Below are 26,086 nucleotides of genomic sequence, written 5' to 3' on the forward strand. Positions count from 1 at the left end.
TCCGGGACCCATTATCGCGAAAGCTGGCAGAACCGGGCTGATGGGTCCCGGGTCTTCGCCCTGATCAAGTCAGGGCTCCGCCCGGGATGACAAGCACGTCGGTGTCGGTGAGTGGATCCGCGTCGTCAGCGCCGGATTCTGCCGCAAACTGCCAAGCCCCGACCCTCGCAAACCAAAACACATTTTTCCCGGCCGCAGCCCCGCAAAAGCGGGGCGGAGAGCCGGGACCAACGAAACCCTCCGGCAAGCGATGAGTCTCCGGTCGGTCCCGGATGGCGCTGTGCGCCTCCGGGAAAAATGGAAAAGGGGAAATGATGCGAGGAGCGCCCCCTACTCCCCGTGATGGAAACTGTCCGGGCTTTCGTACACGACCTCGCCATCGACCACCGTCATCCACGGTTCGACGGTGAGGATGTCGGCTTCCGGGATGGTCATGATGTCTTCGGAGAAGACGGTGAAGTCGGCGATCATGCCGACCGCGATGGTGCCGAGTTCATCCTCGCGGAAAGAGGCATAGGCCGGCCAGGCGGTGAAGAGTTTGAGTGCGTCGGCGCGCGACAGGGCTTCTTCGGCGTGCCAGTTCTCGCCCTGGAAGCCACTGAGGTCGGCCCGAGCCACGGCGGCATAGAATTCGATGCGTGGGTCGCCCTGCTCGACCGGGGCATCGGAGCCGCCGGTGATATGGGCGCCGGCGTCCAGGAGGCTCTGCCAGGCATAGGCACCGTCGAGGCGGTCATCACCCAGCCGGTCGGGCGCGAAATGCAGGTCACCAATGGCATGGGAGGGCTGGAAGGAGGCGATCACGCCCAGCTCGGCAAAGCGGGGAATATCGGCCGGGGCGATGATCTGGCTGTGCTCGTCGCGCCAGCGCGGATCGGCCAGCGCCCATTCCTCCGGCGGCACCTGGGCGCGCGCTTCCTCGACCCAGTCCAGAAGATAGCGATTGCCGCGATCACCGATGGCGTGGACATTCATCTGGATGCCCTGACGCAGGGCATCGGTGAACAGACCGATCGTCTCATCGGCTTCGGCAATGGCGAGGCCGCTGGTTTCGGGGCGGTCGGCATAGGGTTCCAACAAAGCGGCGCCGCGCGAACCCAGTGCGCCATCCATATAGAGCTTGACGGCCCGCGTGATGACCCGGCCATCGGCGACATCGCGATGTCCACCGGCGGCGAGCGGGGCATAGCCTTCCGGTCCGACAGAGAGATAGGTCCGCAGCGGCAGGTCTCCGGCTTCGGCCAGCCCTTCAATGACCGGCACCATGGACCAGGGCACCGACATGTCGTGGGCACCGGCCCAGCCAAGGCTGACGAGGCGCCGGGCGCCGTCGGCATAGGTGTCCCGGATGACGTCCGGTGATGGTGTCTCCATCAGCGGTGACACGGCGCCCATGGCCGTGTCGACCAGGAGGCCGGTCGGCTCGCCGTCGGCGTCGAACAGGATTTCCCCGCCGGACGGGGCGAGGCTGTCGCGGGTGATGCCGACAGCGGCCAGGGCAGCGCTGTTGGCGACCAGGGCATGACCATCGGCGCGGCGCAGGATGACCGGATTGTTCGGCGAGACCGGGTCGAGATCCTGGCGGGTCGGGAAGCGACCTTCCGGCCAGTGGGTCTCGATCCAGCCGCGCCCGGCCAGTGTTGCGCCTGCGGGCGTGTCGGCAATCGCCGCCGCGACCCGGTCGACCAGGTCGGCCACAGAGGTGACATTGTCGAGATTGAGCGTGCGCTCGCGCTGACCGACACCATAGACATGGATATGGCTGTCGGTGAAACCGGGATACATGGCGGCGCCATTGAGATCGACCAGACGGGTCCCCTCGCCGATCCAGGCCTGGGCGGCCTCATCATCACCGACGAAGGCGATCCGGTTGCCGCGCACCGCGACGGCCTCGACCATCGGCTGGTCATCGCGGGCGGTGTAGATCGGCCCGCCCCAGATCACCAGATCAGCCGCACTTTCGCTCAACGCCCCGTCCGTGCCGTCGGCAAGCGGTGCCATGTCCGCGCCGCCATCACACCCGGCCAGGGCCAGCACGGCCAGCGAAATCATCCAGTTATTGGCGCGCATGAAAAAGCCTCCCCGCTTCGTGCCGGGAGGCTATATCGCGTCAGCGCATACGACAACGCCCGCAGCAGGCTGCGGGCGTTGGAAATTCGTCAGCTCGTCCGGCGCTTAGGCAGCCAGAGCCTTTTTCAGGTCGCGCTTGATCTTCAGGGCCTTGTCCGAGAGCTTCTCGTCACGGGCCTTGAGGAGGAATGCATCGAGACCGCCGACATGGTCCACAGAGCGCAACGCCTTGGCGGCAATGCGCAGCTTGTAGTTCTGGCCCAGCTTCTCGGAAGCCAGCGTCACATCACACAGGTTCGGCAGAAAACGGCGGCGGGACTTGTTCTGAGCGTGAGAAACATTGTTTCCCGTCAAAACGCCAGTTCCCGTCAGTTCGCAACGACGCGCCATAGTCGCACCTTTCAAATATAAAAATCCGTGCGCACCGGTATTGCGACCAGTGCGAGAGCGGGCGAGATAAAGGAGGTGAGGCGGGTCGTCAAGCTTGCCGCGTTCATCTTGCAGCCGGTTTCGATCAGTTATTGCAGTTGAACCGCCTTATGGGTTAGGGCCTTGGGGGCTCAGTTCGGGAGAGAGTAGCGTGAAAAAGACTTGGATTTACGGGGCAATGGCCGCTGGCACCCTCCTCTGCTCGGCCGCTGCGTCGGGCGATGATGCCGCCAATGAGGCTTCAGCAGCGCAAATGCAAGGCGTGACGGTGCAATACGCCGGATCGGTCATGGTCTTCCAGGTCGCCAATATCGTGGTGTCCGGACAGTTCGCTGATGACACCTACCAGGCGTCGGCGCGTTTCACCGCTGCCGGCCTCGCCACCCTGTTCACCGATGCCGATATCGAGGCCGGCGTGAGCGGTTATCGCGACGGCGATGCCCTGCGCCCCTGGCATTACAGCCACCTCAATCATGCCAGCTCGAAAAACCGGGTCGTGGCGATCGATTTCCCGGACGGCGTTGCCACGCCCAATATCGAACCGCCCTTCGGCTCGATGGGCGAACCACCGGCCACGGACGAGGAACGCGCCGGCGCCGCCGATCCCATTTCCACCCTGCTGGCGATGGGTCTCGGCGCGGTGGCCCGCGGCGAAAGCCAATGCGATGGCACGCTGCCGGTCTTTGACGGTCGCGCCCGCTATAATCTGCGCTTTGAAGACGGCGGCACCGACCGGGTCCGCACCCGGGCCTGGTCTGGCGACGCCCTGGTCTGCCATGCCTATTACGAGCCGATCTCCGGCTATGAGGCCGATGAATTCCCGTCCGAGGATGATATCGACCGCCCGATCACCTTCTGGCTGGCCCCGGTGCATGGTGGTGACATCCACATCCCGGTCCGCATCCGCACCAATGCCGGCTTCGGCGGCGTAACAATCGTGGCCCGCTCCATCGAGGAAAATTGATCGGCGGCTGACTGGCAAAGCCGTCCGGGATTGCCTAGGTCCGGGGCATCATGTGATGGAGTTGCGGCATGGCATCCTACCGCAACGAGCCGGGGCAGATCACCGCTGCCCTGGGTCCGACCAATACCGGCAAGACCCACCTCGCTGTCGAGCGCATGCTGGGGCGTGCCTCCGGCATGATCGGACTGCCCCTGCGCCTCCTGGCGCGGGAGATTTATGACCGTGTGGTCAAGGCCAAGGGTGTCGGCGCGGCGGCCCTGATCACCGGCGAGGAAAAGATCGTGCCGCCTTCGGCGCGCTATTTCATCTGCACGGTGGAATCCATGCCGGTGGAAAAGCGCGTCGCCTTTGTCGCCGTCGACGAAATCCAGCTCGGCGCCGATCCCGAACGCGGCCATGTCTTCACCGACCGGATGCTGCGGGCGCGCGGCACGGAAGAGACCATGCTTCTGGGCGCCGGAACGATGTATAATCGGGTGCGCGAGCTTGTGCCCGAGGCCGAGATCAGCTTCCGTGAACGCTTCTCGCAACTCGCCTATTCCGGCCCCGCCAAGCTGACCCGCCTGCCGCGCCGCTCGGCCGTCGTCGCCTTCTCGGCCGAGGCCGTCTATGCGATCGCCGAACTCCTGCGTCGTCGCCGCGGCGGCGCGGCGGTGGTGATGGGCGGCCTGTCACCGCGCACCCGCAATGCCCAGGTTGAACTCTACCAGTCCGGCGAGGTCGATTTCCTGGTCGCCACCGACGCCATCGGCATGGGGCTGAACATGGATATCGACCATGTCGCCTTCGCCGAGAGCCGCAAATTCGACGGCCGCAAGCGCCGCCGCCTGACCCCGGCCGAGATCGCACAGATTGCCGGACGGGCCGGTCGTTTCCGCAATGACGGGACATTCGGGGAGACAGCCGATTGCCGCCCCTTTGATCCCGATCAGGTCGAGGCGGTCGAAAACCATCGCTTCGCGCCGGTCGAACGCCTGCGCTGGCGCAATCCGAATCTCGATGAGAGTTCGCTGGACGCGCTGCAATTCACCCTCGGCAAACCCTCGCGCAACCCGGCGCTGGAACGGGTCGGCGAAGCGTCGGACGAGAAAGCGCTGGGCGTGCTGGCCGGTGATCGTGAGATTCGTGACCGCGCCACCTCCCCGGCGGCGGTCGGGCGGCTGTGGGATGCCTGCCGCCTGCCAGATTTCCGCAAGGCGACGCTGGATGCCCATGCCCGGCTGATCAAGTCGATCTACCTGCACCTGACCGGTCCCGGCGCCCGCCTGCCGGATGACTGGATGGCGGGCCAGCTCGAACGTTTCAAGAAGACCTCCGGCGATGTTGACGCCCTGGCGGCCCGCCTCGCCCATGTCCGCACCTGGGCCTATGCGGCGCACCGCGCTGACTGGACCCGCGACCCGGCCCACTGGCGCGGCGTCACGCGCGAAATCGAGGATCGCCTGTCCGACGCCCTGCACGAACGCCTGATGCAGCGCTTCGTCGATCGCCGCACCAGCGCCCTTGTCAAAGGCTTGCGCGATGAACGAGACTTGCTGGCCGGGGTCGCCAGCAATGGGGAGGTTACGGTAGAAGGCCATTTCGTCGGTCGTCTGGCCGGCCTCATATTCAAACCCGATGCCGACGGGCGGGACCTGGCGGCGCGGACCCTGAACTCGGCAGCGCTGCGTGCACTGCGCCCTGAAATCAACCGACGGCTGGGAGCCCTGGCGAAAATCACGATGGAAGACCTCTCCTTTTCCGATGACGGCAAGATCAGCTGGAATGGCGATAACGTCGCCCAGCTCATCCCCGGCCCGACGCCTCTCAAACCCGCCATCAAGCTGATTGGCGGCGATCTCGGGGCCCATGAAGCCCAGTCACGCGCCCGCGCCAGCCTGGAAGCGCGGCTCGTCGCCCATATCGAGACGCAATTGGCGCCGCTGTTCAAACTGCGCGAGGCCGGCCAGTCCGACGACATGCCGGGCCTGGCCCGCGGCCTCGCCTGGCGGCTCTACGAGGCCGGTGGCGCCCTGCCGCGGCTGACAGTCAGCGATGATGTGCGCAACCTGTCGCAAGTCGAGCGCCGCTCGCTGCGCGCTGCCGGCGTGCGCATCGGCGAACACATGATCTATGTGCCCGAACTGGTGAAGCCCGCCCCGGCGCGGCTCAACGCATTGCTGCACGCGATTGCCGCCGGGCGGACCGATCTGGCCTGGCTGCCGGCACCGGGCCTGACTTCGGTTGCCAATGACCGCTCGCGTACCCGCGCCGAATACGCCGCCATCGGCTTTCAGCCTTGCGGCCCGCGCGCGGTGCGGTTCGACATGCTCGAACGCCTCGCCGACACGCTGCGCGAAGCCGGCAAGGATGAAGGCCAGGGCTTCCCGCTGACCGCCGACATGACGGCCGTTCTGGGCTGTTCGGTCGAGGATTTGCGCGGCACGCTGACCGAGCTGGGCTATCGCCGCATCCAGAAGGGTCCCGACCCGGACAAGGCCGAGGGCGAGCGCTGGGACCGGCGTCGCCGCAAACACCCGCCGCGCGGCCCGCGCGTCGCCGAACGTCGCCCGGCAAAGGCCGCCGAGCCGGCCCCCGTCCCGTCCGACAGCCCGTTTGCCGCCCTGGCGGCCCTCACCCTGACCGAAGCGCCCAAACGCAAGCCGCGCCCCAAGCGCAAGCGTCGCAAGGGCGGCGGCGGTGACAAGCCAGGCGCCACACCGGTCGAGGCCGGCGCCACGGCGGTGACCGCCGGCGATCAGGCGGACGCCCCGGCAAAACCCGAAACGGCAGCACCGGGCGAAAGCGCCAGCGAACCAAAATCCGAAACCAAGGCATGACGGCCCGGCGATGAGCGAAATCAGCGGCGGATTGCGGATCGATGTCTGGCTCTGGCATGCCCGCCAGTTCAAGACGCGCAGCCTGGCGACGGCTAAGGTCCAGAAGGGCCGCATACGCCTGACCAGCGCCGGCACGACGCGGCGCATCAGCAAGCCCGCCACCCTGGTGCGCGCAGGCGACACATTGACCCTGCCGCTCAATGGACGGATCGTGCAGCTGGAAATCCTGGCCCTGGGCACACGCCGCGGTCCGGCCAGTGAGGCCCGCGAGCTCTATCGCATGATCGATGACGGACAATCGGTCGAGGCGCAGCAGACGGAAGCAAGCCATGTTTGACGCGATCCGCAATTTCTTCGCATCCGCCGACGTCGACCTGCGACCGGAAACAGACCCCCATGTCGCGGCCTGCACCCTGCTGGTGGAGGCGGCCCTGGCCGACGGTATCTATGCCGATTGCGAGCAGGACCAGATCCGCGACATCCTGTCCGGCGCTTTCGGCCTGTCCGATGCCCGCGTCGCGCATGTGCTTGAACAGGGCGAGGAGCTCGCGGAGAGCGCGATCGACCATCACCGCTTCACCAAGGTGGTGAAGGCCTGCCTGTCACGCCAGGAACGCATCGCCCTGATCGAACAGCTCTGGCTGGTCGCCCTGGCCGACGGCGAGAAATCGCCCTTCGAGGACGCCTTCATCCGGCGGATCGGCCCACTGCTGGCGATCGAGGATCGCGACCGTGTCTTTGCCCGCACACGTGCAGAAGCCCGGCTGCGCACCCGTTGACAAAAAACCTGTCGCGGCCCATGTCCCGGCAACAAGCCTGCCCTCTATCCCGTCAAATCAAGTCCCGGCCAACATGACCTATATTGTCACCGACGCCTGCGTGCGCTGCAAATATACGGACTGCGTGGAAGTCTGCCCCGTCGATTGCTTCTATGAGGGCGAGAATTTTCTCGTCATCCATCCCGATGAATGCATCGATTGCGGCGTCTGCGAGCCGGAATGCCCGGTCGAGGCCATCAAGCCCGACACGGAAGACGACAAGGACGGCAAGTGGTTGGCCATCAACTCGAAATTTGCCGAGGTCTGGCCCAATATCACGCTGCGCAAGGATGCGCCTGCCGACGCCGATGCGATGGCCGATGAAAGCGGGAAATACGAGAAGTATTTCTCCGAGAAACCGGGCAGCGGCGACTAGCCTCTCCGGGTTAACCAAACGCTACCGTTTGGAAATCGCCGAATTTTATGCTATGCTTCGGGCATTGATGGGTAGCGCCTATCGCGCCGCCTGCCTTTCTACATGGTGATTTGCGCGCAGACATATCGATCTCAGAGCCGGATGGGTGCCGGATTTTCTTTGAGAGCGAGCTGCGACTTTTTGCGTTTCCGTGTGAGCAAGGCCCAACGAGAGAGCATCCATGACGAAAAACGACAAGTCTTTCAAAAAGGGCGACTTTATTGTGTATCCCGCACACGGCGTTGGCCAGGTGACGGGTGTTGAAAAAGACAGCGTGGCCGGCTTCGATTTCGAAGTCTATGTCGTCACCTTCGAGCAGGACAAGATGACGCTGCGCGTGCCGACTGCCAAGACCGAAGCGTCCGGCATGCGGCCCCTCTCCAGCGACAAGATCGTCAAGGACGCGCTGAAGACCCTGAAGGGCAAGGCCAAGGTCAAGCGCACCATGTGGAGCCGCCGGGCCCAGGAATACGAAGCCAAGATCAATTCCGGCGACCTGATCCAGATTGCCGAAGTCGTTCGCGACCTGCACCGCGCCGAAGACCAGCCGGAACAGTCCTATTCCGAACGTCAGCTCTACGAGTCAGCGCTGGACCGCATGGTCCGCGAACTGGCCGCCGTCGAGGATATCGAGCACGAGGCCGCCCGCGAAATGCTGTCGACCTCCCTCGCCAAGAAAGTCGCCGCCTGATCCGCTGGATCAAGCCGCTATGACGACACGAAACGCCCGGCCGATTGGTCGGGCGTTTTCGTTTTGGGGGTGGTTTTCAACGCGTTCCGCACAATCTGGCCGTCATCCCCCGGTGACTGCAGAGCGGACATCCGGGGGACCTCGACCACCCGGCAGGCCGCCCTCGCCTCACCATTCCCGCTTCTCGCGGCACGCGACCTGCTGAGGTCCCCCGGATCGCGGCGATGCCGCGACCGGGGGATGACGGTCGGGGTGCGGCGGCTATTTCAGAAATTCGCGCCACGCGCGGAGCCGTCCATAAATCACGTGTCAGCCAGCAGGCCGTATCCGGTTTTCCAGCTCAAGGGTGGAACCGCGAAGCGGCCGCTGCGCGGCCCTTGACCTGGAAAACCGGATACGGCGAGCTCTCGGCAAGTGGTTTATGGGATGGTGGGCGCCGCAGGGCGCCAATCCTTCAGAGCCTCCTCAGATTTTTCCCGGAGGCGCGTCAGCGCAATCCGGGACCGGCGCGTGGCTCATCACATGCCCGGCAGTTTCGTTGGCCCCGGGTCTGCGCCCGGGGAAAATGGTGCGCCGGTGATCAGCCCGCCTGGCGCGCGATGTGATCCGATCTCGTGGCAGCGACGTACCCCTCCCTGAAGCGAAGGAGGACCATCATGACGACCGCCAAGGCTGCTACGGCTCGTTTTGCCCACCCGTCTGCCGCTCTCAATTCCGGCCGCGATGCCGGCGAGCAGCGGTTCGTCAAATCCGCCATGGCGCGGCCGCTGCTCTCGCGCGAGGACGAGGCCGATCTGGCCCGGCGCTGGCGCGATGATCGCGATGAGGCGGCGCTGCACGCACTGACCGAGGCCCATATGCGGCTGGTGATCGCCGTGGCCGCCAAGTTCAAACGCTATGGCCTGCCCTTCTCCGACCTGATCCAGGAAGGCAATATCGGCCTGATGAAGGCCGCCGACCGGTTCGAGCCGGAGCGGGATGTGCGCTTTTCCACCTATGTCACATGGTGGATCCGCTCCTGCATCCAGGACTATGTGCTGCGCAATTGGTCGATCGTGCGGACCGGCACGACCTCGGCCCAGAAATCCCTCTTTTTCAACCTGCGCCGCATGCGCGCCCGGATCGGCGACCTCGACGGCGCCTCGATCTCACCGGACAATCGGGAACAGATCGCCCGTGACCTGCGGGTGCGCGAGCGCGATGTCGAGACCATGGCCATGCGGCTCGGCGCCTCTGACCGATCACTGAACGCGCCGGTCGGTGATGGTGAGGACTCGCAATGGCAGGACTTCCTGGTCGATGACAGTGTGGCCCCGGAGATCGAGGTCATGGATCGTACCGACAGTGAGCGCCGTTCGCTCTGGCTCGGCCAGGCGATTGACGATCTCAGTCCGCGCGAGCAATTCATCATTCGCGAACGTCGCCTGACTGAAGACGGTTCGACGCTGGAAACACTGGGACAAACGCTCGGCATCTCGAAGGAACGCGTCCGCCAGATCGAAAGCGCAGCCTTGAGCAAATTGCGCAGCAATCTGTGCGCTGCTGTCGGTGACCCGTATGAAGCCGGCCTGATCCCGAACGCCTGACCCGCCACCTGGTCTGATCACCCGCTCCGGCCTCCTGTTCCCGTCGCCTGTTTCGGTCGCCTGTACCAAGCGCCGGACCCCGGCACCGGGATGCCAAGCGGCTCTGCCAGCCCGACCGTGAGTCCCGACCTAGCATCCCGGCCTGAACGCCTGACCTGAACGCCCGGCCTGCAAATCCGACCCGGACATCTGGCAGGTTTGGGCCATTGCCGGAGCCGACAGGTCCACCCGGCCCGACTTGCTCCGGGCATGTCCGGGCACCTGCTATCGCGCCATCGCCGCCTCGCCGTCTTCACCAATGAGTTCCAGCCGGGCGGGATGGTCGAGCTGGATCATCGGCCCATTCTCATCGATCAGCCAGCCGCGTACGCGGACACGCTGACCCTCCAGGCGCTCGGGCGTAAGTCCGGCCGCTTCGAAGGCCCCCGCGTCGCCAGCATCGATGCGGATCGTGAAATCACTGCGATAGTCACGCCCGAAATTGAGATAGATCCGCCCGGAATTGAGCTGCACCGCGTCCAGCACGCGCCCTTCGATGATCTGGGCCGTGCCGACATCCTGGGCGCGGGCATCGGGATGGGTGTCGCGGATGCGATGGTCCGGATCGGCCCACAGACCGCGATCGGCAGCCCGCGCCGCCGCTTCGGCTGCCAGCAAGGGCGTCGCATGGGCCTGATTGTCGGCATGGGTCATCACCCGGGCCAGACCGGCTTCGACCAAGCGATACTGCAGCCAATCCCCGCCCTCCGGAACATCGACATTGGCACTGGCGGCACCGTCCGGCACGGCGACATCGGCGAGCACAAGCTGCGCCAAGGCGCGATCATAGCGGTCACGGCGTGCGCCCGAATAGACCAGGCTCACCTCGCGACCCGCCAGCCGGTCTGCCAGCCAGGCCTGCGCCGCGGTCGGCACCGGCGTGTCGATTTCCGCCAGCCGGACTTCCAGCGGGCCGTCAGGGGTTTCGATCCGGACGGTCAAGGCGCCGGCCATGTCGATGAAGGCGCCGTGTTCACCCGCCTCGCCTTGAGGCCGGATCAGGACACTCTCGACACCCACCGTCGCGAGATTGGCGTCCTGGACTGCCGCGGAAGGACCGCAGGCCGCCAGGCAAAGTACGGACAGGGCCAAACCTCTCATCACCACACCTCCTCTGATACCCCCACATACACCCATGAGTTGCATATTTCAATATCGCGCCCGAAGCGATTTGCGGAAATCTCGCGGCGTTTACCAATCCGTTTACCATCTCGGCCTAAAGCTGGCCGCAGACCTTCCAATCAGGGACACGCCTCCTATGAACGCCTACGCCTATACTGATGATGCTGTCGCCCAGACCGACACCAACACCGACGCCCACGCCATCGCCGAAGCCGTCGGCGAATCAGCGGCGCGCGCCTCGCAAGGCGCCGAGGCAGCCCAGGTCGCCCGCGATGCGATGAACCAGGTGGAGGAATCCAGCCAGGTGCTCGAGCGCCGCGTCGAAGCCCTGACCGATGCCTCGCAACGCATCAATGCCATCCTCTCGACGATCGAGGCGATTGCCAGCCAGACCAATCTCCTGGCTCTCAACGCCACGATCGAAGCGGCCCGTGCCGGCGATGCCGGTCGCGGCTTCGCCGTTGTGGCCGGCGAAGTGAAAGCCCTGGCCGGCCAGACCGCCAAGGCGACCGAAGACATCGCCTCCCGCATCTCGGCCCTCGACAATGAGGTCAAGGAAATCCTCGACGGCGTGCGCGGTTCCGGCCAGTCGGTCGCCCGCGGCAAGGAAGCCGTCGACCAGATGACGCAAGCGACGCAAGAAGTCGCGCACCAGCTCAACACGCTGCGCGACCGCGTCCGCTAGGGCGCTCGACCGCCTGGCAGGCACGAACTCGCGAACGGAGCACATTTGTCGGCGCCGTCCGATTGGCACTCGCAAAAAAATGTATCCGGGCCAACTCAGTCCGCATTGAGCGTTTTCGAGTGATTGATCATCGTCGCATGATCGATCACTCGAGGCGTTGAGACCGATAGCTTGGCGGCTGTTCGTTGCAAGATAATTCCTGCGGTTGCAGTGGCAGTTGGCGACGACTTGCCAGCAATCGGCCCCCGGTGACCGCATTGTTCCCCATCGCTATCACCCGGGCGGCGGCGGTCTTGCGACCCGCAACGTCTACCTCGCGGTGCCGACGGCCTTGCCCTTGCCTCAAAACCAACACCCGCTAAGCCAATAACGGGCACAGCTGTCCAGCCTCGCTCGCAGCTCTCCCACATTCAGATCGAGCCTGATGACCAGCGCCGCCCTTGGGACGCCCCTCCTAACCTGAACGAACGTGACGGATCGTGCCACATCCAGGTCGGCCAGTGCTGCAGCTTCTTCGTCGGCCACTTCGGTCGCGTGGAGCGTCTCGAGAAAGACGGGCCCAGCACGGTCCTGGTCGACGCTCGACGTCGCCTTGACTTAGACTTGCAGCAACGAAGAAACGCGCCAGCGCTCGACCGCTGAAAGGCACGCCCAGTGCCAGACTCCAGCGCCTGCTCGTCTCAATTCTTTTTATCTTGACGGATTGAAAGTCGCTAATGGACAACAACTTAAGATTACTCTACCGTCGGCAGCGCGAGAGGGGATCGCATACTCTAGCATTCACGGCAATCAGCTTAAACCCAGAGTCGAGCGATCTGAGGCCCGGCGAACCTACCGTAGCCTTAAGGGAGCGACCATATGTCGACGGATATTCGTGACCGGTTCCACAACAGCCTGCCATACGAGCTGATCGGGACCGACACGCGATATCCGGAACCGCAAGACGGCATTGCCCTTTGCCTGTCCGGCGGCGGCTACCGCGCGGCCCTGTTTCATCTAGGCGCGATCTGGTTCCTCAACGAGGCCGGCATGCTGCCAAACTTGGATCGTATAACCAGCGTATCCGGCGGGGCCATCACTGCAGCTCGATTGGGGCTGGTGTGGAAGGATCTTCAATTCGATCCAAAAACACAGGTTGCATCAAACTTCCACGAACTGGTTGCGAAGCCGATTCTGCGCTTCACTCGCACGACAGTTGACCTCCCGGGTTCGTTGGCGATGAGGTTTAGTTTGAGATATATTTTCAACCCCTACCGCTTTGCTCTGGATCGAATTTTGCTTAAAGGCGCGTCGCTACAAGACCTGCCGCAAGAACCACGATTTGTATTCAACGCTACAAATGTTCAATCCGGCGCGGTGTGGAGATTCATGAAACCGCGAATGCGCGATTGGCGCGTTGGCGACGTTCCCGAACCCAAAACCCGTCTCAGTTTTGCAGTGATGGCTTCGTCGGCGTATCCACCATTCCTGTCACCGATGATTATGCGCATGGACCATCGGCGTTTTTCACCAGAGTCCGGCAGTGACCTGGGATTGAAACAATTCCGGAAAAAAGTGTATCTCACCGACGGTGGCGTACACGACAATCTCGGCATCGAAACGTCGTGGAAGAAATTCGGGACCATCCTGGTAAGCGATGCAGGCTGGCCTGCCGACCCGGATCCGAAGCCCCGCACATTGATGCTCGGCCATACAATGCGGGCCGTCGCGCTGATGAACAGCGGATTTATCGAAATTCGCAAGCGCCAGATGATCGAGTCTTTCAAGATCATGCACGCCGCCGATCAAGACGCGGCGCATGAAATCGACCCGCACCAACGCGTTTTTGGACGACGGGGCGCTTACTGGGGCATCCGCAACATGAAGGCCTACAAGGCAGACTTCATCGACGTCGACCTCGACCACAAGACTATTGAAAGAGCGAGCAACACCGGGACGCGCCTAGGATCCATCCCGCGAAAGCGCCAGCGCCAACTCGTCGACCTCGGCTATCTGCACGCTGCGATCAGCATCACAAAATATGTGACCCCGAGCCTCGGATCCATTCGGGACCTGCCCTTCAACGAGATTGCCCGACAGTCCTCAAACTGAGAGATTCAGCTCCATGAATACAAAATGTCCAGATTGCACAAGCAAACAAAACTGCGATGCATGCCAGGCAATCCTACTCGAAGCCCTACGTTGTGTCGCAGGCGCCGAGGAGGTGACGCAAAACATTCTCAGCCTGGTCCGGTTCGCATTCGATCACCGAACCTACCGTATTAGTGCACGCGTAAAGACGGTTGAATCTCTATACAATAAGGCTTTGAGAAAGAATAATAAAGACTTGAGTGGCAAAGAAAATGCGATAGAGGAATACTACGCGCCAACGAATTCACGAGACATAATTGGGATAAGAATTGTTACCCTATTGCGAAGTGAAATTCCAGAATCTTTGTCAAGATTATTTCGTCTATTTACAGAATACGACATTGATCAGATATTTCGATTTGATGAAATTGAAGAAGTAATAAATTATTACTCAATCATTGATAAGGAAAAGATGATAAATCAAATAGATGACATCATTAGAACTGAAGAACATAAACAACACTTTGAATACAGGAGCAATCCAAAAGATAGTGGTAGCGGTTATACGTCTGTACATATAGTCATCTGGTGCACATACCTTTCACGAGACTCCTCCGTCCCGGAGCGGCGGTACCCTATCGAGTTTCAAATTCGATCTGCCATGGAAGATGCATGGAGTGAAATAGAACATAAAATTAACTACAAAATTGACTCTCGCGCTAGCGAGAAAGGGGAGGTAGAACAACATTTCCGAGATCAGATTCCGGACTCCAAAGTCCAACTTGATTCCGCGTCAAAAACTCTCGAGAATATTATTGCCGGTTTGGAAATGACAAACACTAGGATTAACGTACCTCCATTCGACAACAACTTCGAACCAAGGCGATTAGAGGAGATCGTGAGACAGACCAGTGCACGAATACGAAATCTGGAAAGATCCACAGCGGACGGCTCTGAACCGACCTCCGCATTGGAACTAAAGGATGCATACGATACTGGCGTCAAACAACGTGGATCAAAGCGGTCCGAACGACCTGATAGATCAAGTTATCGCACCTTGATTTCTAAACTATCCAGTTCTACTGAGGCGTTTAATTCATGCATCTCTATACTAAATTATTATAAATCCAAGCTCGAAAATAATGTATACAATTATTTGATGTACAATTTTAGAATGGAAATTGCGTACAATGAATACAAATCTGGAGATATGATTCGTCGCTTTGAAGGGAATGCTTCTGCAAATAATTATATTCAGAATGCCCTTTCTATATACAGAAAATTGTCATCGCGCGATGATCACACAATCGTTAGCTTTCGTATGGGTCAATGCTTCTACTCGATGGATAAACTCGACCTGGCATTCGAACATTTTGATTACGCCAACAATCTTCTTGCCAACGACAGCAATATTGAGGCCGGCGAGAATGAGTGGATACATCTCCGTGCGCCAATGAGCCGCGGCCTCACGCTTTGGGCGATTGCGCAGGATGACAAGAGAACAGGCAAACTCGCTCATAAACTCGACTACAAGTTAGTGGAGCGGATTGAACATCTTCGCGATGCAGCCGAATCGACTCGCCCTGCGGCCGCGATGGACTTGGCGGCGTTCGATGTGGATGAGCCTCAGATGGACGAGTTGAGGACGATACAGGCGCTCGCAATTAACAATTATCTGTACTATCGGGTGTCTGCCTATGTGCAGGCCTCAATGTATAAAGAAAGTGGCTCAACCTCTCCTGATGTACTTAAAAAACTCGGCGATGTATTGGACGAAATCCCTCTCGAGGAGCACGAAATTACATCGTCACTTGAAAAAATCAAAGGAATGACTGTCGAGGGTATCCGCGCAAACAGTAAAGACAGCCGTGCAGATACAGTTGCTCAATCACTTGCTTTCCTTATGGCAACAAGCGACAGTTTCGAAAAATATCGGGCGCCCCTCTACGCGGCGACGTTCAGACTCGTTGAACTGGCACTCAATATGACTTCTGAACCTTCCCCGGAGAAACCGGGCTCCGACGAAATACGAAACAAGAATCGCGAGGTGCTGGAAAGGTACCGCAATATGAATGGCATTGGTGAATCGTATAACGAGGAAAACCATGCGGCCCTCTCCGATATCGCCAGCAGCCTTCAAGCGCTTTATCCAGGCGAGGACCCTCTCGACATGATGCTCGACACGATTCCATACGCTCTAAAATCCTTGACTCGCCGCTGATATGCCGGATCAATGATAGCTTAACATTTTTTCGCAATGATGATGCGATTGCCCAAGGAACTGGCCGATGAGACGGGAAACGATGCAACTTAAGACAACGATCGCTTCGGTCTACATGTGGCCGGAAGGTCGGGTTTGGCCAGAGGGTCGGGTTTGGCCGGAAGGTCGGGTTTGGCCTGAGGGACGCTGAACCGGCGCTCACAAAGTCTAGGACGTTGTGACGACGAGGCGAGCCGCGATCTTGGGGGGCGCTGCCCATTGCACGTATCGCTCGGCCATTTGGGCGCGATCTCCGTAGCTACTGCGCTTGGTGATTTCTCATACGCACAAAGCCGAATCTGGCAGAGAATACCGGCCCCGTTACGATGATTGGCCATAATTACACCTAACTCCCTAAACAAGGTAATCAAAATGGATCAGACGCCTGCTGTCATATTATTGGGCGTGGCGAATATTCTTTGACTGGTTCCACAACAAACAGCGCCCGTCCCGAACTTGAGGCCAGTTGGCTACGGCAGTGGGAATTCAGATCAACCTCGCGCCCAATTGCCCATCTTTTGATCGGCCCCTGCCCGTCATGCATGCCCTCTTGCCGAATGTTCGGGTCATAGGTGTCGAGCCACGCGCGGACCTGTTGTTCAGTCGCTACAGCACGCCTCGCCCGATAGGCGACCCTATATGTTCCAGAACGCTTCGGGCCATGAAAGCGGGGCAGATCGACATGTTTGGAACGCCTCTTGGGTGACAAGACTGTTCGAAAGCTACCAGCCCAGGACCGCCACCGGGTGGGTCACACGGGCCTGCCGTCAAAGCGAGCGTGCGCGCAGAACTTCCTGGTCCGGAGCTGCAAGAAAGGTTTCGAGTTCGGCGATCGGTACCGGCTTGGACAGGTAATAGCCCTGGATCCAGTCACTGCCGAGCAGTTTGAGCGCGGCGAGGTCCGTCTCCGTCTCGACGCCTTCGGCCACGACTTCCAGACCAAGATTGTGGGCCAGATCAATGGTTGACTTGATCAGCATGCGACCGCGCGCATTCGCGTTCAGATTGGAGACGAATTGCCGATCGAGCTTCAGCTCGTCGCTGGGAATCATCTGCAGATAGGCCAGTGAGGACTGACCGGTCCCATAATCGTCAATCGAGATGCGCGCGCCGGCATCGCGCCACGCCTTGAGGTGCTCGATCGCCTTGTCCGGATTGGTCATCACCGCAGTTTCGGTGATCTCGAGCGTGATCGGACCACGCGCCCCGACAATCATGGCCCGGGCCTTGCGCGCAAAATCGGCATCGCCCACCAGCGCACCGGAAATGTTGATGGCTATGCTCATCGGCTTGCCATCGGCCAACAAGCGCTTCTGGTCCTCAACGCTCTGGCGGAGAACCCATTCGGTGAAGGGCCGGATATGGCCGGTTTCCTCGGCCTGCGGGATGAATTGATCGGGCGGGATGAAACCGCGCTCGGGATGAAACCAGCGGCTGAGCGCTTCCACGGACTCGAACCGGCCGGTCCGCACATTGAGCTTGGGCTGGTAGTAGAGCGCCATCTCGCCCTTTTCCGTGGCCCGCATCATTTCGCTCATCAATGACAGGTTCGCCGCGGGATTGCCGTACAGGTCCGGGTCAAATTCGGCATGCGACTGATTGAGGCTGCGCGCCTGATCAATCGCCAGATGAGCCTGGCGAATGGCGGTCTCTGCATCATCGCCCTGCGCCAGGCCGCAAATGATGCCGACATCGATATTGAGATCGTCGACCTGGACGGCGGTTTCGAACAAGCCTGTCACATCCCGGGCCACGGCACAGGCCTCGCGTGTGTCCGCGGAGGGCTGCAGCAATCCGAACAATCCCGGCAGGAGCCGGTAGACCGTCACCGGATAATTGCCACCGGCCAGGCGGTCCGCAACGGCCTGCTCGAAACGCGAATAGACGCGGTAACCGAGCGCGCCGGACAAATGCTTGCGGCGCTTGATCTGGACCGCGATGACAACCGGCACCTTGCCCGTCTTGGCTGTGATCTCCGTCAGGTCACGCAGCATGGCCGCGTGGGTGGGCAGCCCGGTGCTGGCGTCGGTGTAGAGGCTGTCTGACAATGCCCGCGCCTTCGCACGCGCGACGCGACTTCTCGCAAACACAATGCCGGCAATGAAGAGACAGAGCACACCGATGCCCGAGGCAATCATCATGTTGCGGGCCTGGCGCGCCCGGGCCAGTTCGAGCGCCTGCTCAAGACCTTCCGCCCGCAATTGCTGGATCTCGAGCTCCTGCTCGGTGAAGTCGAATTGGGCCCCGACCAAAGCGCTATTGGCCGAGCTTGCGAAAGCCGCCCGTTCGTCGGTCAGGCGTTTGAACGCCTGCAAATGGTCGTAGGCCAAGCCCCAGTCGCCGTGGGCGGCATAAATCTCTGCTGCACTCCCGTGCAATTCCATGAAATTCTGCGATGTCGTCGCGATCTCGACATCGCGGAAAGCGACGCCGAGGAATCTGACGGCGCCTTGAGGGTCACCGCGGCCATAGGCGATCTGGGCGCGAACACCCCAGAAGAACCGGACCCATTCAAACGTGCCGTCATCAGCGACCATGCTGAACGCCGCATCAATCGACGCGTCTGCCCCGTCATAATCCGCCAGCTCGAGCTGCAAATTGGCCAGGTTGTTGAGCACGCGTGCTTCAAGGATGGCACTGTCCATGGCGTTTGCGAGCGTCCTCGCCTGCGCATAGGAGGCAGCCGCCTCATCATAGCGCCCGAGCTGGGTCAGGGCGTTTGCCAGATTATTGTGGGCCGCAAGGTCAAGCGCCGGGTCCTGATAGCGGTCGAGCGCATTCCTGAAATACTCAACGGCGCGCTCATATTGCCGGGCGTCGGAATAGATGGAGGCCATCGACTGGAGCCCGATCGCCTCGCTGCGACTTTCCCCCAGATCGCGATAAATCTCGTAAGCGCTCTGATAGTGCTCCAGCGCTTCACCATGTTCGCCAAGCACTTTCTCGATCCGCCCGAGCGAGGTGAAGATGTCAGCCAGCAGCTTTGTCTCGGCCGGAGCCTCGCCCAACCGGCCTAGCGCCTCAAGGGCGTGCGGGTGTGCATCCTCGGCGCGCCCCATGCGGGTCAACGCTTCGGACTGTAGCCATTCGGCCGTTGCCAACGCTTCATCACGCTCACTGTTTGTGAGCCGATCGGCCAATACTTCCGCACGCTCGGCCAGGGAAAGGGCGGCCGTCGGATCGGCCATCATGACGGAACGCGCCGCGTCGACCGCTTCCGAGACCGTCTGCAATCGTTCAGCGTCTTGTGCGCGCACAGCGGATGGCACCAGAGCCAGAACCAGGCTCAGGACGACCGCAACTATCGCCAGTGGACTTGCAGGCAAACGCACAAACTCTCTCCGAACGCATCGCTTTGGACGACTTTGATGCCGGACTCTACCAGTCCCCGTTAAAGGAATGCCTAATGGCGATCGTCGGCGCGCCGGACCCGACAAATAAAAGGGCCGCCAACTTTCGCCGACGGCCCTCTTTCAACGCGCTGCCGTGTGGATCAGAAGCGCATTTCGAAGCGTACACCGCTGGTCGCGGCGGAGAATTCCGAGGCCTGCGCATCGCCGGACAATTGCTGGCGACTGAAGACGCTCAGACGACGGTCCGACGACCCCAGCTGCGTTGCGTAGATGACCTCGGCATAGACCGGGCGTCGGCCGCCCAGCTCCCAGGTATCGCTCTGCACACCCAGCTCACCGGTCTCGCGATCGGTGACAGCCATGCCGGTATAGCCCAGGGCTCCGCTTTCGATATGGAGCGGCTGAACCATGCTGAAGCGGACACCGTCACTATTCGAGAACAGGGCCTGATAGCCGACCGAGACCTGGGCCGCGGTGCTGTCGATACGCTCGGCAATGTCGAGCAGGCCGCCATCAAAGGCCGTGGTCCGCGTCTGGGCCATGGTCATCGAAGCACTCAGGGATATCCGCGCGGACGGCTGGGCGTCGAGACCAAAGGTCAGGGCGGTCGTGTCCGCACCGCCCTCAAGGGCCAGCATGCTGCCGCCCTGGGCACCGAGCAGGCCGGTCGCCTCGTGCAGCTGGGTCAGCGAGCCATTGACCGTAACAAGATCGCTCAGCGGATAGCTGAGATCGATATTGGCGGCGAAGGCCTGGTAAGGCGCAACACTGTCAAACAGGGCGCGCTCCTCGCCAGTGCCCGGCATCACATAGAGGGCTTGCTCATGGGTCGTGGTGACACCGAAGGAGACTTGCAGCTCGCCGTCCATATCGAACGTGCTGGCCGCGTAGGCACCGCCGGAGGCAAAGCCGAGGACCGGGTTCACCCCACCGCTTTCCGGACGATGGTCCGAGAAGAGATTGAAACCGGTCTGGCTGGACAGCGCCAGGGCGCCCTCACCGACCCCGAATTTCATCGACCGGCCGCTTTCCGTATCGGTCAGCTCGACACCGGCATGGAAGCCAAGATCACGGGCATATCCGACATTGGACGGATCCAGGGTGGAGGCCGTGGCCGTCACCGTCAGATTGCCGCGCTGGGACAGGACCCGCGACGCGCTGTTGATATCCGAGAAGCGGGTCCCGTTCAGCGACGCGCTGGTGCGCTCATAGATATATTGTTCGGCATAGGCATTGGCGACCGAATCCGCCAGCGAGCTGCCAACGATCAGATCGTCCACCGCGATCGAGAAATCCCGGAAGCTGTCACCGATATCCTCGAACACCGTGACATATCGTCTGTTCGAATAGCGCAGCGAGAGGCGGCCGCCGGTGATGATCAATTCCGCGGCTTCAACCGGATTATTGCGGCGATCCAGCCCATACAGATTGCCGGAATCAAGTGGTGACATGGCACCGGCGACATCCAGCATGCCGTGACCGTAGACGGCGTCCACACCGGGCTCGCCGAGATCGCGGGCCGACAACAGCAGGACATCGGCCACTTCGCTGCCATCGAGCCAGAACCACCAGCCCTTGACCAGGGCCGCCGCTCCGGACACCAGCGGTGCCGCAAAGGAGGTGCCCGACACGCGGGTCACCCCGCCTTCCCCGTCATCGACGAGGATGAGTTCACCCGGGGCAACCAGGAAACGGTCCATCAGGCGGGAGCCGGTCTCGCAAACACCATTTGTCAGCAGGCAGGCTTCGCCCGGCGTATTGGAGAAGGACGAGATATTGCCCATCGGATCAACCGATCCAACCAATATCAGATTGTCGAGCACCGAAACGCCGGTCCAGTCCAGATCAACCGTCTGCGCACGACCGCCATTCCCGGCAGCGATCACGAAAGTGACACCGTCGGCATAGCGCTCCACCCGATTCTGGCGGAAGACGTCGGCCCAGTTCTGATGCAGGGTCCAACCCCGCACGCCCAGCGACATGTTGATGACAGATGTGCGGCCTTTGGCCAAAGACTCAACCCCGGCGGCAACATCAGCCCAGCTGGCCGTGTGCGACTCATCGAACGGGTTGTAGAAATGCATCGCGGCATGCGGCGCAACACCCATGACACCGGCACCATCGACCGGCGCACCGATCAGGCTGGCAACGGCATTGCCGTGATTGACACCGAGATAGTCACGCTCGCCGCGCTGGCCGCGGAAGCTGCGGTAATCGACAGAATTGACGCTGAAGTCGAGCACCCCGACCAGCGGCGCCCAACCCCATTCATAACTGGCCGCCATGGCCGGCGACCAATTGATGGCCGGCATCCAGTGATCGACATGGTCGACACCGGTGAAACCCATCAGGCTGTCATAGAAGGTCAGGAAGAATTCCGAGCGCTGGCCGACGCTGACCGAAGCCAGGCTGTCCGGATCGTCAGGATCGATACCGAAGCGCGCCATCAGGTCACCGAGGAAGGCCTCATCCATATTCTGGCCGGTTTGCTCTTGAATGGCGGCCCCGAACACGCTTTCAGCCCGATCAATGACCGCATTCATTCCCTCTGCGATCGTGACAAAGTCACCGCCCCCGGCGGCGGCCTCATTCCACTCGGAGTTAAGATCACCCCAGATCGGGCCGATCTCCTCCCAGAAGGGGCTGATATCGCTACCATAGGGACTGTCATCGCCCCAGAAGGCATTGCTATCGTCGCTGTAGAAGGGATTGATATCCCCCCAGAAGGGATTGATGTCGCCCCAGAAGGGAGAGATGTCTCCATAGAAGGGATTAATGTCGCCGCGGAACGGATTGATGTCGCCCTGGAAGGGGTTGATATCACCGTAGAAGGGGTTGATGTCGCCACGATATGGATGAAGGAAATTCAGCCCGTCGCCATTCGCGTCATCACCGGACTCCTGCGCGTGTGCAGGCATCATGGCCCCGGTCAGGGACATGAGCGCAATCGCTGCAGCTCCGGATTTCAAATACTGGCGCATGAGGACCCTCCCAGCCCATTTACATGCGACCAATATCGCGCTCTTGCATTTCGCCCCCCCTAACAGACGTTGTAAACAAAGGCTTAATTGGGCCACTGGTTAAGAATGGGTTTCCGACAGGGGGGACCGCGCAATGTCCGCAAGCCGTCGACGGACGGAATTTCGCGCTTGCGTCGGGAATTCAACTATTCCAGTTAGGCGTCCAGGTCGGCCCCGTAGCTCAGCAGGATAGAGCAACGGATTCCTAATCCGTAGGTCGTGCGTTCGAATCGCGCCGGGGTCACCAGTTTTCTGTCTCGCGGCTGTCCGCTTAGCGGACGCCTCCGACGGGCGGGCCATCAGGCCCGACGCGCGGTCGCGCTGGCGGACCCGACGGGTCCGCGAGATCAGACTGGATTGCCTTGCCTAGCCCAGCGTCGCCATGTCGATGACGAAGCGGTATTTCACATCGCTCTTGAGCATGCGCTCATAGGCGATGTTGATCTCGGACATGGCGATCATCTCGATATCCGAATGGATGCCGTGCTCGGCGCAGAAATCGAGCATTTCCTGGGTCTCGGCGATGCCGCCGATTGCCGAGCCGGCGATCGAACGGCGCTTGGCCAGCAATCGCCCGACCGACGGGGATGGATGGGCTTCCTCCGGCACGCCGACCAGGACCAGCGCGCCATTGACCTTCAAACAATCGAGATAGGGATTGAGGTCATGCGAGGCGGCAACCGTATCGAGAATGAAATCGAGCGTGAAACGCTCGGCCTTCATCTGGCCCCGATCACTGGAGATCACCACTTTCGAGGCGCCGAGCCGCTTGGCGTCCTCGACCTTGCCCGGTGAGGTGGTGAAGAGCACGACTTCAGCGCCCATCGCCTTGGCCAGCTTGACCGCCATGTGTCCGAGACCGCCAAGTCCGACCACGCCAACGCGCTGGCCCGGGCCGACCTTCCAGTGGCGCAAGGGTGAATAGGTGGTGATGCCGGCACACAGGAGCGGCGCCGCGCCGGCCCGGTCGAGCGCATCGGGAATGCGCAGGACGAACCCCTCCTTGACCGTCACCCGCTGCGAATAACCGCCATAGGTATGGCTGCCATCAGGCAGGCGTCCATTATAGGTGCCCGTCGCGCCGGTATCGCAATACTGCTCCAGCCCCTCATGGCAGTGGCCACATTCGCCACAACTGTCGACCAGACAGCCGACACCGACCGTATCACCGGCCTTGACCTTGCTGACCGCGCCGCCGACCGCGGTCACCGTGCCGACAATCTCGTGACCGGGGACACAGGGATACATCGTGTTTTTCCAGTCATTACGCGCCTGGTGGAGATCGGAATGGCAGACCCCGCAATGGGTGATCTCGATCAGCACCTCGTCCGGGCCGGGCTCGCGTCGATCAAAGCTGATCGGGGCCAGGTCGGCGTCTGATGACTGGGCAGCATAGCCAAGGGATTGCGGCATGGGTCGGCTCCGTTTCGATGCTTCGGTATGGAGTGTAGGCCAGCCTGCGCGAAAGCCAAGGGCAGACGGTCGGCCAACCCTGACCCGTCAACAGCCGTCAGTCGTCAGCTGTCAGGGCAATGATGCCGGCCTGGCCGCCAAACAGGCCGCTCTGGCCCTGATGGTGCGAGCGGCGGGCAGAGAAGAGACGCCCCGCCTCGGCATAGGTGCAGGCGCGTGAGCGCCAGACCGCGGTTTCCGGCAGGCCGGCCAGGATCAGCTGACGCCGACAGGCCTCGCCAACATCCAGATGCGCCCCGCCTTCCGGGTCCTTCGGCGATACAATGCCGCCTGTGACCTCGAACGCGGCCTCGAATTGCGCCACGACTTCCGGGCCGACACGGTAATTGACCGCCGAGATCGACGGCCCGATGGCCGCCAGCAATTGCCCCGGCCGGGTGCCGTAAGCCTCGCCCATCGCTTCGACCGTCGCCGCGACGATATTCTGCACCGTGCCGCGCCAGCCGGAATGGATGGCGGCAATGGCCCGCTTGTCCGGATCAAACAGCAGGATGGGCGTGCAGTCGGCGGTCTGGCAGGCCAGGCCCAGGCCGGGCCGGTCGGTCATCAGCGCATCGCCCTCGCCGGCCGGCTGGTCGCCCTTGGGCGGCCCGTCGACCCGGATCACCGCGCGGCCGTGCACCTGGGTCGCAAAGACCAGCGCATCCAGCCCGAGTGCCGCACGCACACGGTCCCGGTTCTCGGACACGTGCGCCGCCTCGTCACCGCGCGAGCGGGTCAGGTTAAGCGAGGCATAGGGCCCCTCACTCACGCCGCCAGTGCGGGTGGTAAACGCGTGCACAATACCGGGTCGGTCGAGCAGGTCCGAACGGACAAGATCAAGTGTCATGGGCGAAATCCTAGACGGTCCCGGCCAAGATCAAAGCCCTTTCCGGCATCGCGAATATCGGCGATCAGGCCATTGAAACCGGACCAGTCGTCTCCGTCAGCGATCCGGTCCCAACAGGCTTCAACCTTGTCGATGACCAGGCTGACCGGTTCAGCCCGCCCGAACAGGTCATGATCAAGGCGCTCGGACCGGACCGGCGCATGCGCCGACAGCGCCGCCCGCCAAGCGTCAAAGGCCTCACCCGTGTAAGACGACGCCCGTGGCCCGGCCATCGCCCGCGCCGCCGACGCCTCACCGCAGAACCAGTCATGAAAAGGGGCCTCCCAGGGCAGTTTGCTGGCCTCCATGAAGGCCAGGAAGCTGCGCACCAAGACCTCATCCGCGGCCTCACCGGCCGACGCGACGCCGAAACGGGCGAGGAAGGCATCGAGCAGCGCCGTGCGGTAAAGTTCCGGGAATGTGTTGAGCGCCGCTTCCAGCGTCGACCTGTCGCCGCTCACGCCGAGAGCCGTGGCCAATTGCTGCAGCGCCCAGAACACCGCCTCGGGCTGACGGGCGAAACAGTACAGACCCTGATGGTCGAAATAGGCGGCGGTAAAGCCGGGCTCGTAGTGCGGCAGGAAGCGCCACGGGCCGTAGTCAAAACTCTCGCCGGTCAGGTTGAGATTATCGGTATTGAGCACGCCGTGCACAAAGCCGGCCGCCATCCAGCTCGCCGCGAGCCGGGCGCTTTGCTCCACGACAGCGGCCAGCAGGGCTGCCGGTGCATCGGGTGCCGCGGCGAGCTGCGGGAAATAATGCTCGATGGCATGACCCACCAGCGTGTCGATCCGGTCCGCCGCCCCTTCAAAGGCGTGACGCTGGAAGGTCCCGAAGCGCAGATGGGAGTGACCGAGCCGGGTCAGGACAGCGGAGCGGGTCGGCGAGGGTTCGTCGTTGCGCGCCAATTGCTCGCCGGTCTCGAACACGCAAAACGCCTTGGACGTATACACACCCTGAGCCTCGAGCATTTCTGCCGCCAGCACTTCGCGGACCGCGCCTTTCAACGTCAGCCGGCCATCGCCGCCGCGTGACCAGGGTGTTTGGCCGGAGCCCTTGGTCGCAAGATCGAGCAACCGCCCCTGATCATCGCGCAATTGCGCAAACAGGAAGCCGCGACCATCGCCGAGATCGGGATTATAGGTGCGGAATTGGTGACCATGATAGCGCATGGCGCGCGGCCGGGACTGGTTGTCAGGCAAGGCGTCGAAGCGCTGGAAATGCGCCTCGCGGGCAGCCGTATCAAGCGCGCCCAGACCGATCGCCGCGTCCCAACGATCATTCCAGAAACGCAATTCGGCGGCCGGGAAGTTGGCCGGGTCCACCGGATCGGAAAAATCATCGCCAAGTCGGGCGAAGACGGGGTCGGGGCGATAGGCAGGGGGAAAGCTCATGCTGCGGAGC

At 61.8% G+C, this 26,086-nt stretch carries 18 protein-coding genes and 1 tRNA gene; 11 read left to right on the forward strand and 8 right to left on the reverse strand.

All coding sequences use genetic code 11. The annotated features are described in order from the left end of the window. Positions 1–330 precede the first annotated feature (330 nt). Both C7435_RS16565 and rpmB read right to left on the reverse strand, forming a co-directional pair. Entirely contained in the window at positions 331–2,070 is a 1,740-nt protein-coding gene (locus tag C7435_RS16565; protein WP_121212543.1) for an amidohydrolase, read from the reverse strand. A gap of 105 nt (positions 2,071–2,175) precedes the next feature. Further along, complete coding sequence (gene rpmB, locus C7435_RS16570; RefSeq protein ID WP_075191327.1) at positions 2,176–2,460, reverse strand: 50S ribosomal protein L28; 285 nt, start codon at positions 2,458–2,460, stop codon at positions 2,176–2,178. A gap of 190 nt (positions 2,461–2,650) precedes the next feature. On the opposite strand from rpmB, the gene C7435_RS16575 reads away from it, so the two are divergent. From C7435_RS16575 to C7435_RS16605, 7 genes are all read left to right on the forward strand, one after another. Next, complete coding sequence (locus C7435_RS16575; RefSeq protein WP_233350820.1) at positions 2,651–3,463, forward strand: DUF3108 domain-containing protein; 813 nt, start codon at positions 2,651–2,653, stop codon at positions 3,461–3,463. 68 nt (positions 3,464–3,531) lie between these two features. Next, complete coding sequence (locus C7435_RS16580; RefSeq protein ID WP_121212545.1) at positions 3,532–6,282, forward strand: helicase-related protein; 2,751 nt, start codon at positions 3,532–3,534, stop codon at positions 6,280–6,282. Positions 6,283–6,292: 10 nt separating this feature from the next. Further along, positions 6,293–6,619 carry an RNA-binding S4 domain-containing protein gene (locus C7435_RS16585; protein ID WP_121212546.1) on the forward strand — a complete coding sequence of 109 codons (327 nt, stop codon included), beginning with the start codon at positions 6,293–6,295 and terminating at the stop codon, positions 6,617–6,619. Next, a complete protein-coding gene (locus C7435_RS16590; protein ID WP_121212547.1) occupies positions 6,612–7,061 on the forward strand; it encodes a tellurite resistance TerB family protein in 450 nt (149 codons plus the stop codon). Before C7435_RS16585 ends, C7435_RS16590 begins: the two co-directional genes overlap by 8 nt. Before the next feature lie 73 nt (positions 7,062–7,134). Then, the gene (fdxA, locus tag C7435_RS16595; protein WP_075191322.1) at positions 7,135–7,476 is read left to right on the forward strand and encodes a ferredoxin FdxA; all 342 of its coding nucleotides are present in this window, start codon (positions 7,135–7,137) and stop codon (positions 7,474–7,476) included. A gap of 220 nt (positions 7,477–7,696) precedes the next feature. Next, complete coding sequence (locus C7435_RS16600) at positions 7,697–8,206, forward strand: CarD family transcriptional regulator (protein WP_075191321.1); 510 nt, start codon at positions 7,697–7,699, stop codon at positions 8,204–8,206. Between the two features lie 656 nt (positions 8,207–8,862). Next, entirely contained in the window at positions 8,863–9,792 is a 930-nt protein-coding gene (locus C7435_RS16605) for an RNA polymerase factor sigma-32 (RefSeq protein ID WP_121212548.1), read from the forward strand. A 264-nt stretch (positions 9,793–10,056) separates the two neighbouring features. Here C7435_RS16605 and C7435_RS16610 read toward each other — a convergent pair whose 3' ends face one another. After that, positions 10,057–10,932 carry a thermonuclease family protein gene (locus C7435_RS16610; RefSeq protein ID WP_170150527.1) on the reverse strand — a complete coding sequence of 292 codons (876 nt, stop codon included), beginning with the start codon at positions 10,930–10,932 and terminating at the stop codon, positions 10,057–10,059. Between the two features lie 157 nt (positions 10,933–11,089). Here C7435_RS16610 and C7435_RS16615 point away from each other — a divergent pair, with 157 nt between their 5' ends. From C7435_RS16615 to C7435_RS16625, 3 genes are all read left to right on the forward strand, one after another. Then, positions 11,090–11,638 carry a methyl-accepting chemotaxis protein gene (locus C7435_RS16615; RefSeq protein WP_075191318.1) on the forward strand — a complete coding sequence of 183 codons (549 nt, stop codon included), beginning with the start codon at positions 11,090–11,092 and terminating at the stop codon, positions 11,636–11,638. Positions 11,639–12,496: 858 nt separating this feature from the next. Beyond that, a complete protein-coding gene (locus C7435_RS16620) occupies positions 12,497–13,729 on the forward strand; it encodes a patatin-like phospholipase family protein (protein ID WP_075191317.1) in 1,233 nt (410 codons plus the stop codon). Positions 13,730–13,841: 112 nt separating this feature from the next. Beyond that, positions 13,842–15,929: a RelA/SpoT-related domain-containing protein gene (locus C7435_RS16625; RefSeq protein WP_170150528.1), complete on the forward strand. Its 2,088-nt coding sequence runs from the start codon at positions 13,842–13,844 to the stop codon at positions 15,927–15,929. Positions 15,930–16,735: 806 nt separating this feature from the next. Here the strand turns inward: C7435_RS16625 and C7435_RS16630 are convergent. Both C7435_RS16630 and C7435_RS16635 read right to left on the reverse strand, forming a co-directional pair. Next, on the reverse strand, positions 16,736–19,300 hold the full coding sequence (locus tag C7435_RS16630; RefSeq protein ID WP_147422742.1) for an EAL domain-containing protein: 2,565 nt from the start codon (positions 19,298–19,300) through the stop codon (positions 16,736–16,738). Between the two features lie 161 nt (positions 19,301–19,461). Further along, the gene (locus C7435_RS16635) at positions 19,462–22,302 is read right to left on the reverse strand and encodes a S8 family peptidase (protein WP_121212552.1); all 2,841 of its coding nucleotides are present in this window, start codon (positions 22,300–22,302) and stop codon (positions 19,462–19,464) included. Between the two features lie 209 nt (positions 22,303–22,511). Between C7435_RS16635 and C7435_RS16640 the strand changes: the two genes are divergently transcribed. After that, positions 22,512–22,588, forward strand: a tRNA-Arg gene (locus C7435_RS16640). Between the two features lie 119 nt (positions 22,589–22,707). Here C7435_RS16640 and C7435_RS16645 read toward each other — a convergent pair. From C7435_RS16645 to C7435_RS16655, 3 genes are all read right to left on the reverse strand, one after another. Next, the gene (locus tag C7435_RS16645; protein WP_121212553.1) at positions 22,708–23,754 is read right to left on the reverse strand and encodes an NAD(P)-dependent alcohol dehydrogenase; all 1,047 of its coding nucleotides are present in this window, start codon (positions 23,752–23,754) and stop codon (positions 22,708–22,710) included. A 97-nt stretch (positions 23,755–23,851) separates the two neighbouring features. Beyond that, the gene (gene pgeF, locus C7435_RS16650; RefSeq protein ID WP_121212554.1) at positions 23,852–24,643 is read right to left on the reverse strand and encodes a peptidoglycan editing factor PgeF; all 792 of its coding nucleotides are present in this window, start codon (positions 24,641–24,643) and stop codon (positions 23,852–23,854) included. Next, a complete protein-coding gene (locus C7435_RS16655; RefSeq protein ID WP_121212555.1) occupies positions 24,640–26,076 on the reverse strand; it encodes a protein adenylyltransferase SelO family protein in 1,437 nt (478 codons plus the stop codon). Before C7435_RS16655 ends, pgeF begins: the two co-directional genes overlap by 4 nt. Positions 26,077–26,086: the final 10 nt, after the last annotated feature.

The organism is Maricaulis maris (assembly GCF_003634045.1).
In the GTDB taxonomy this organism is placed as follows: domain Bacteria; phylum Pseudomonadota; class Alphaproteobacteria; order Caulobacterales; family Maricaulaceae; genus Maricaulis; species Maricaulis maris.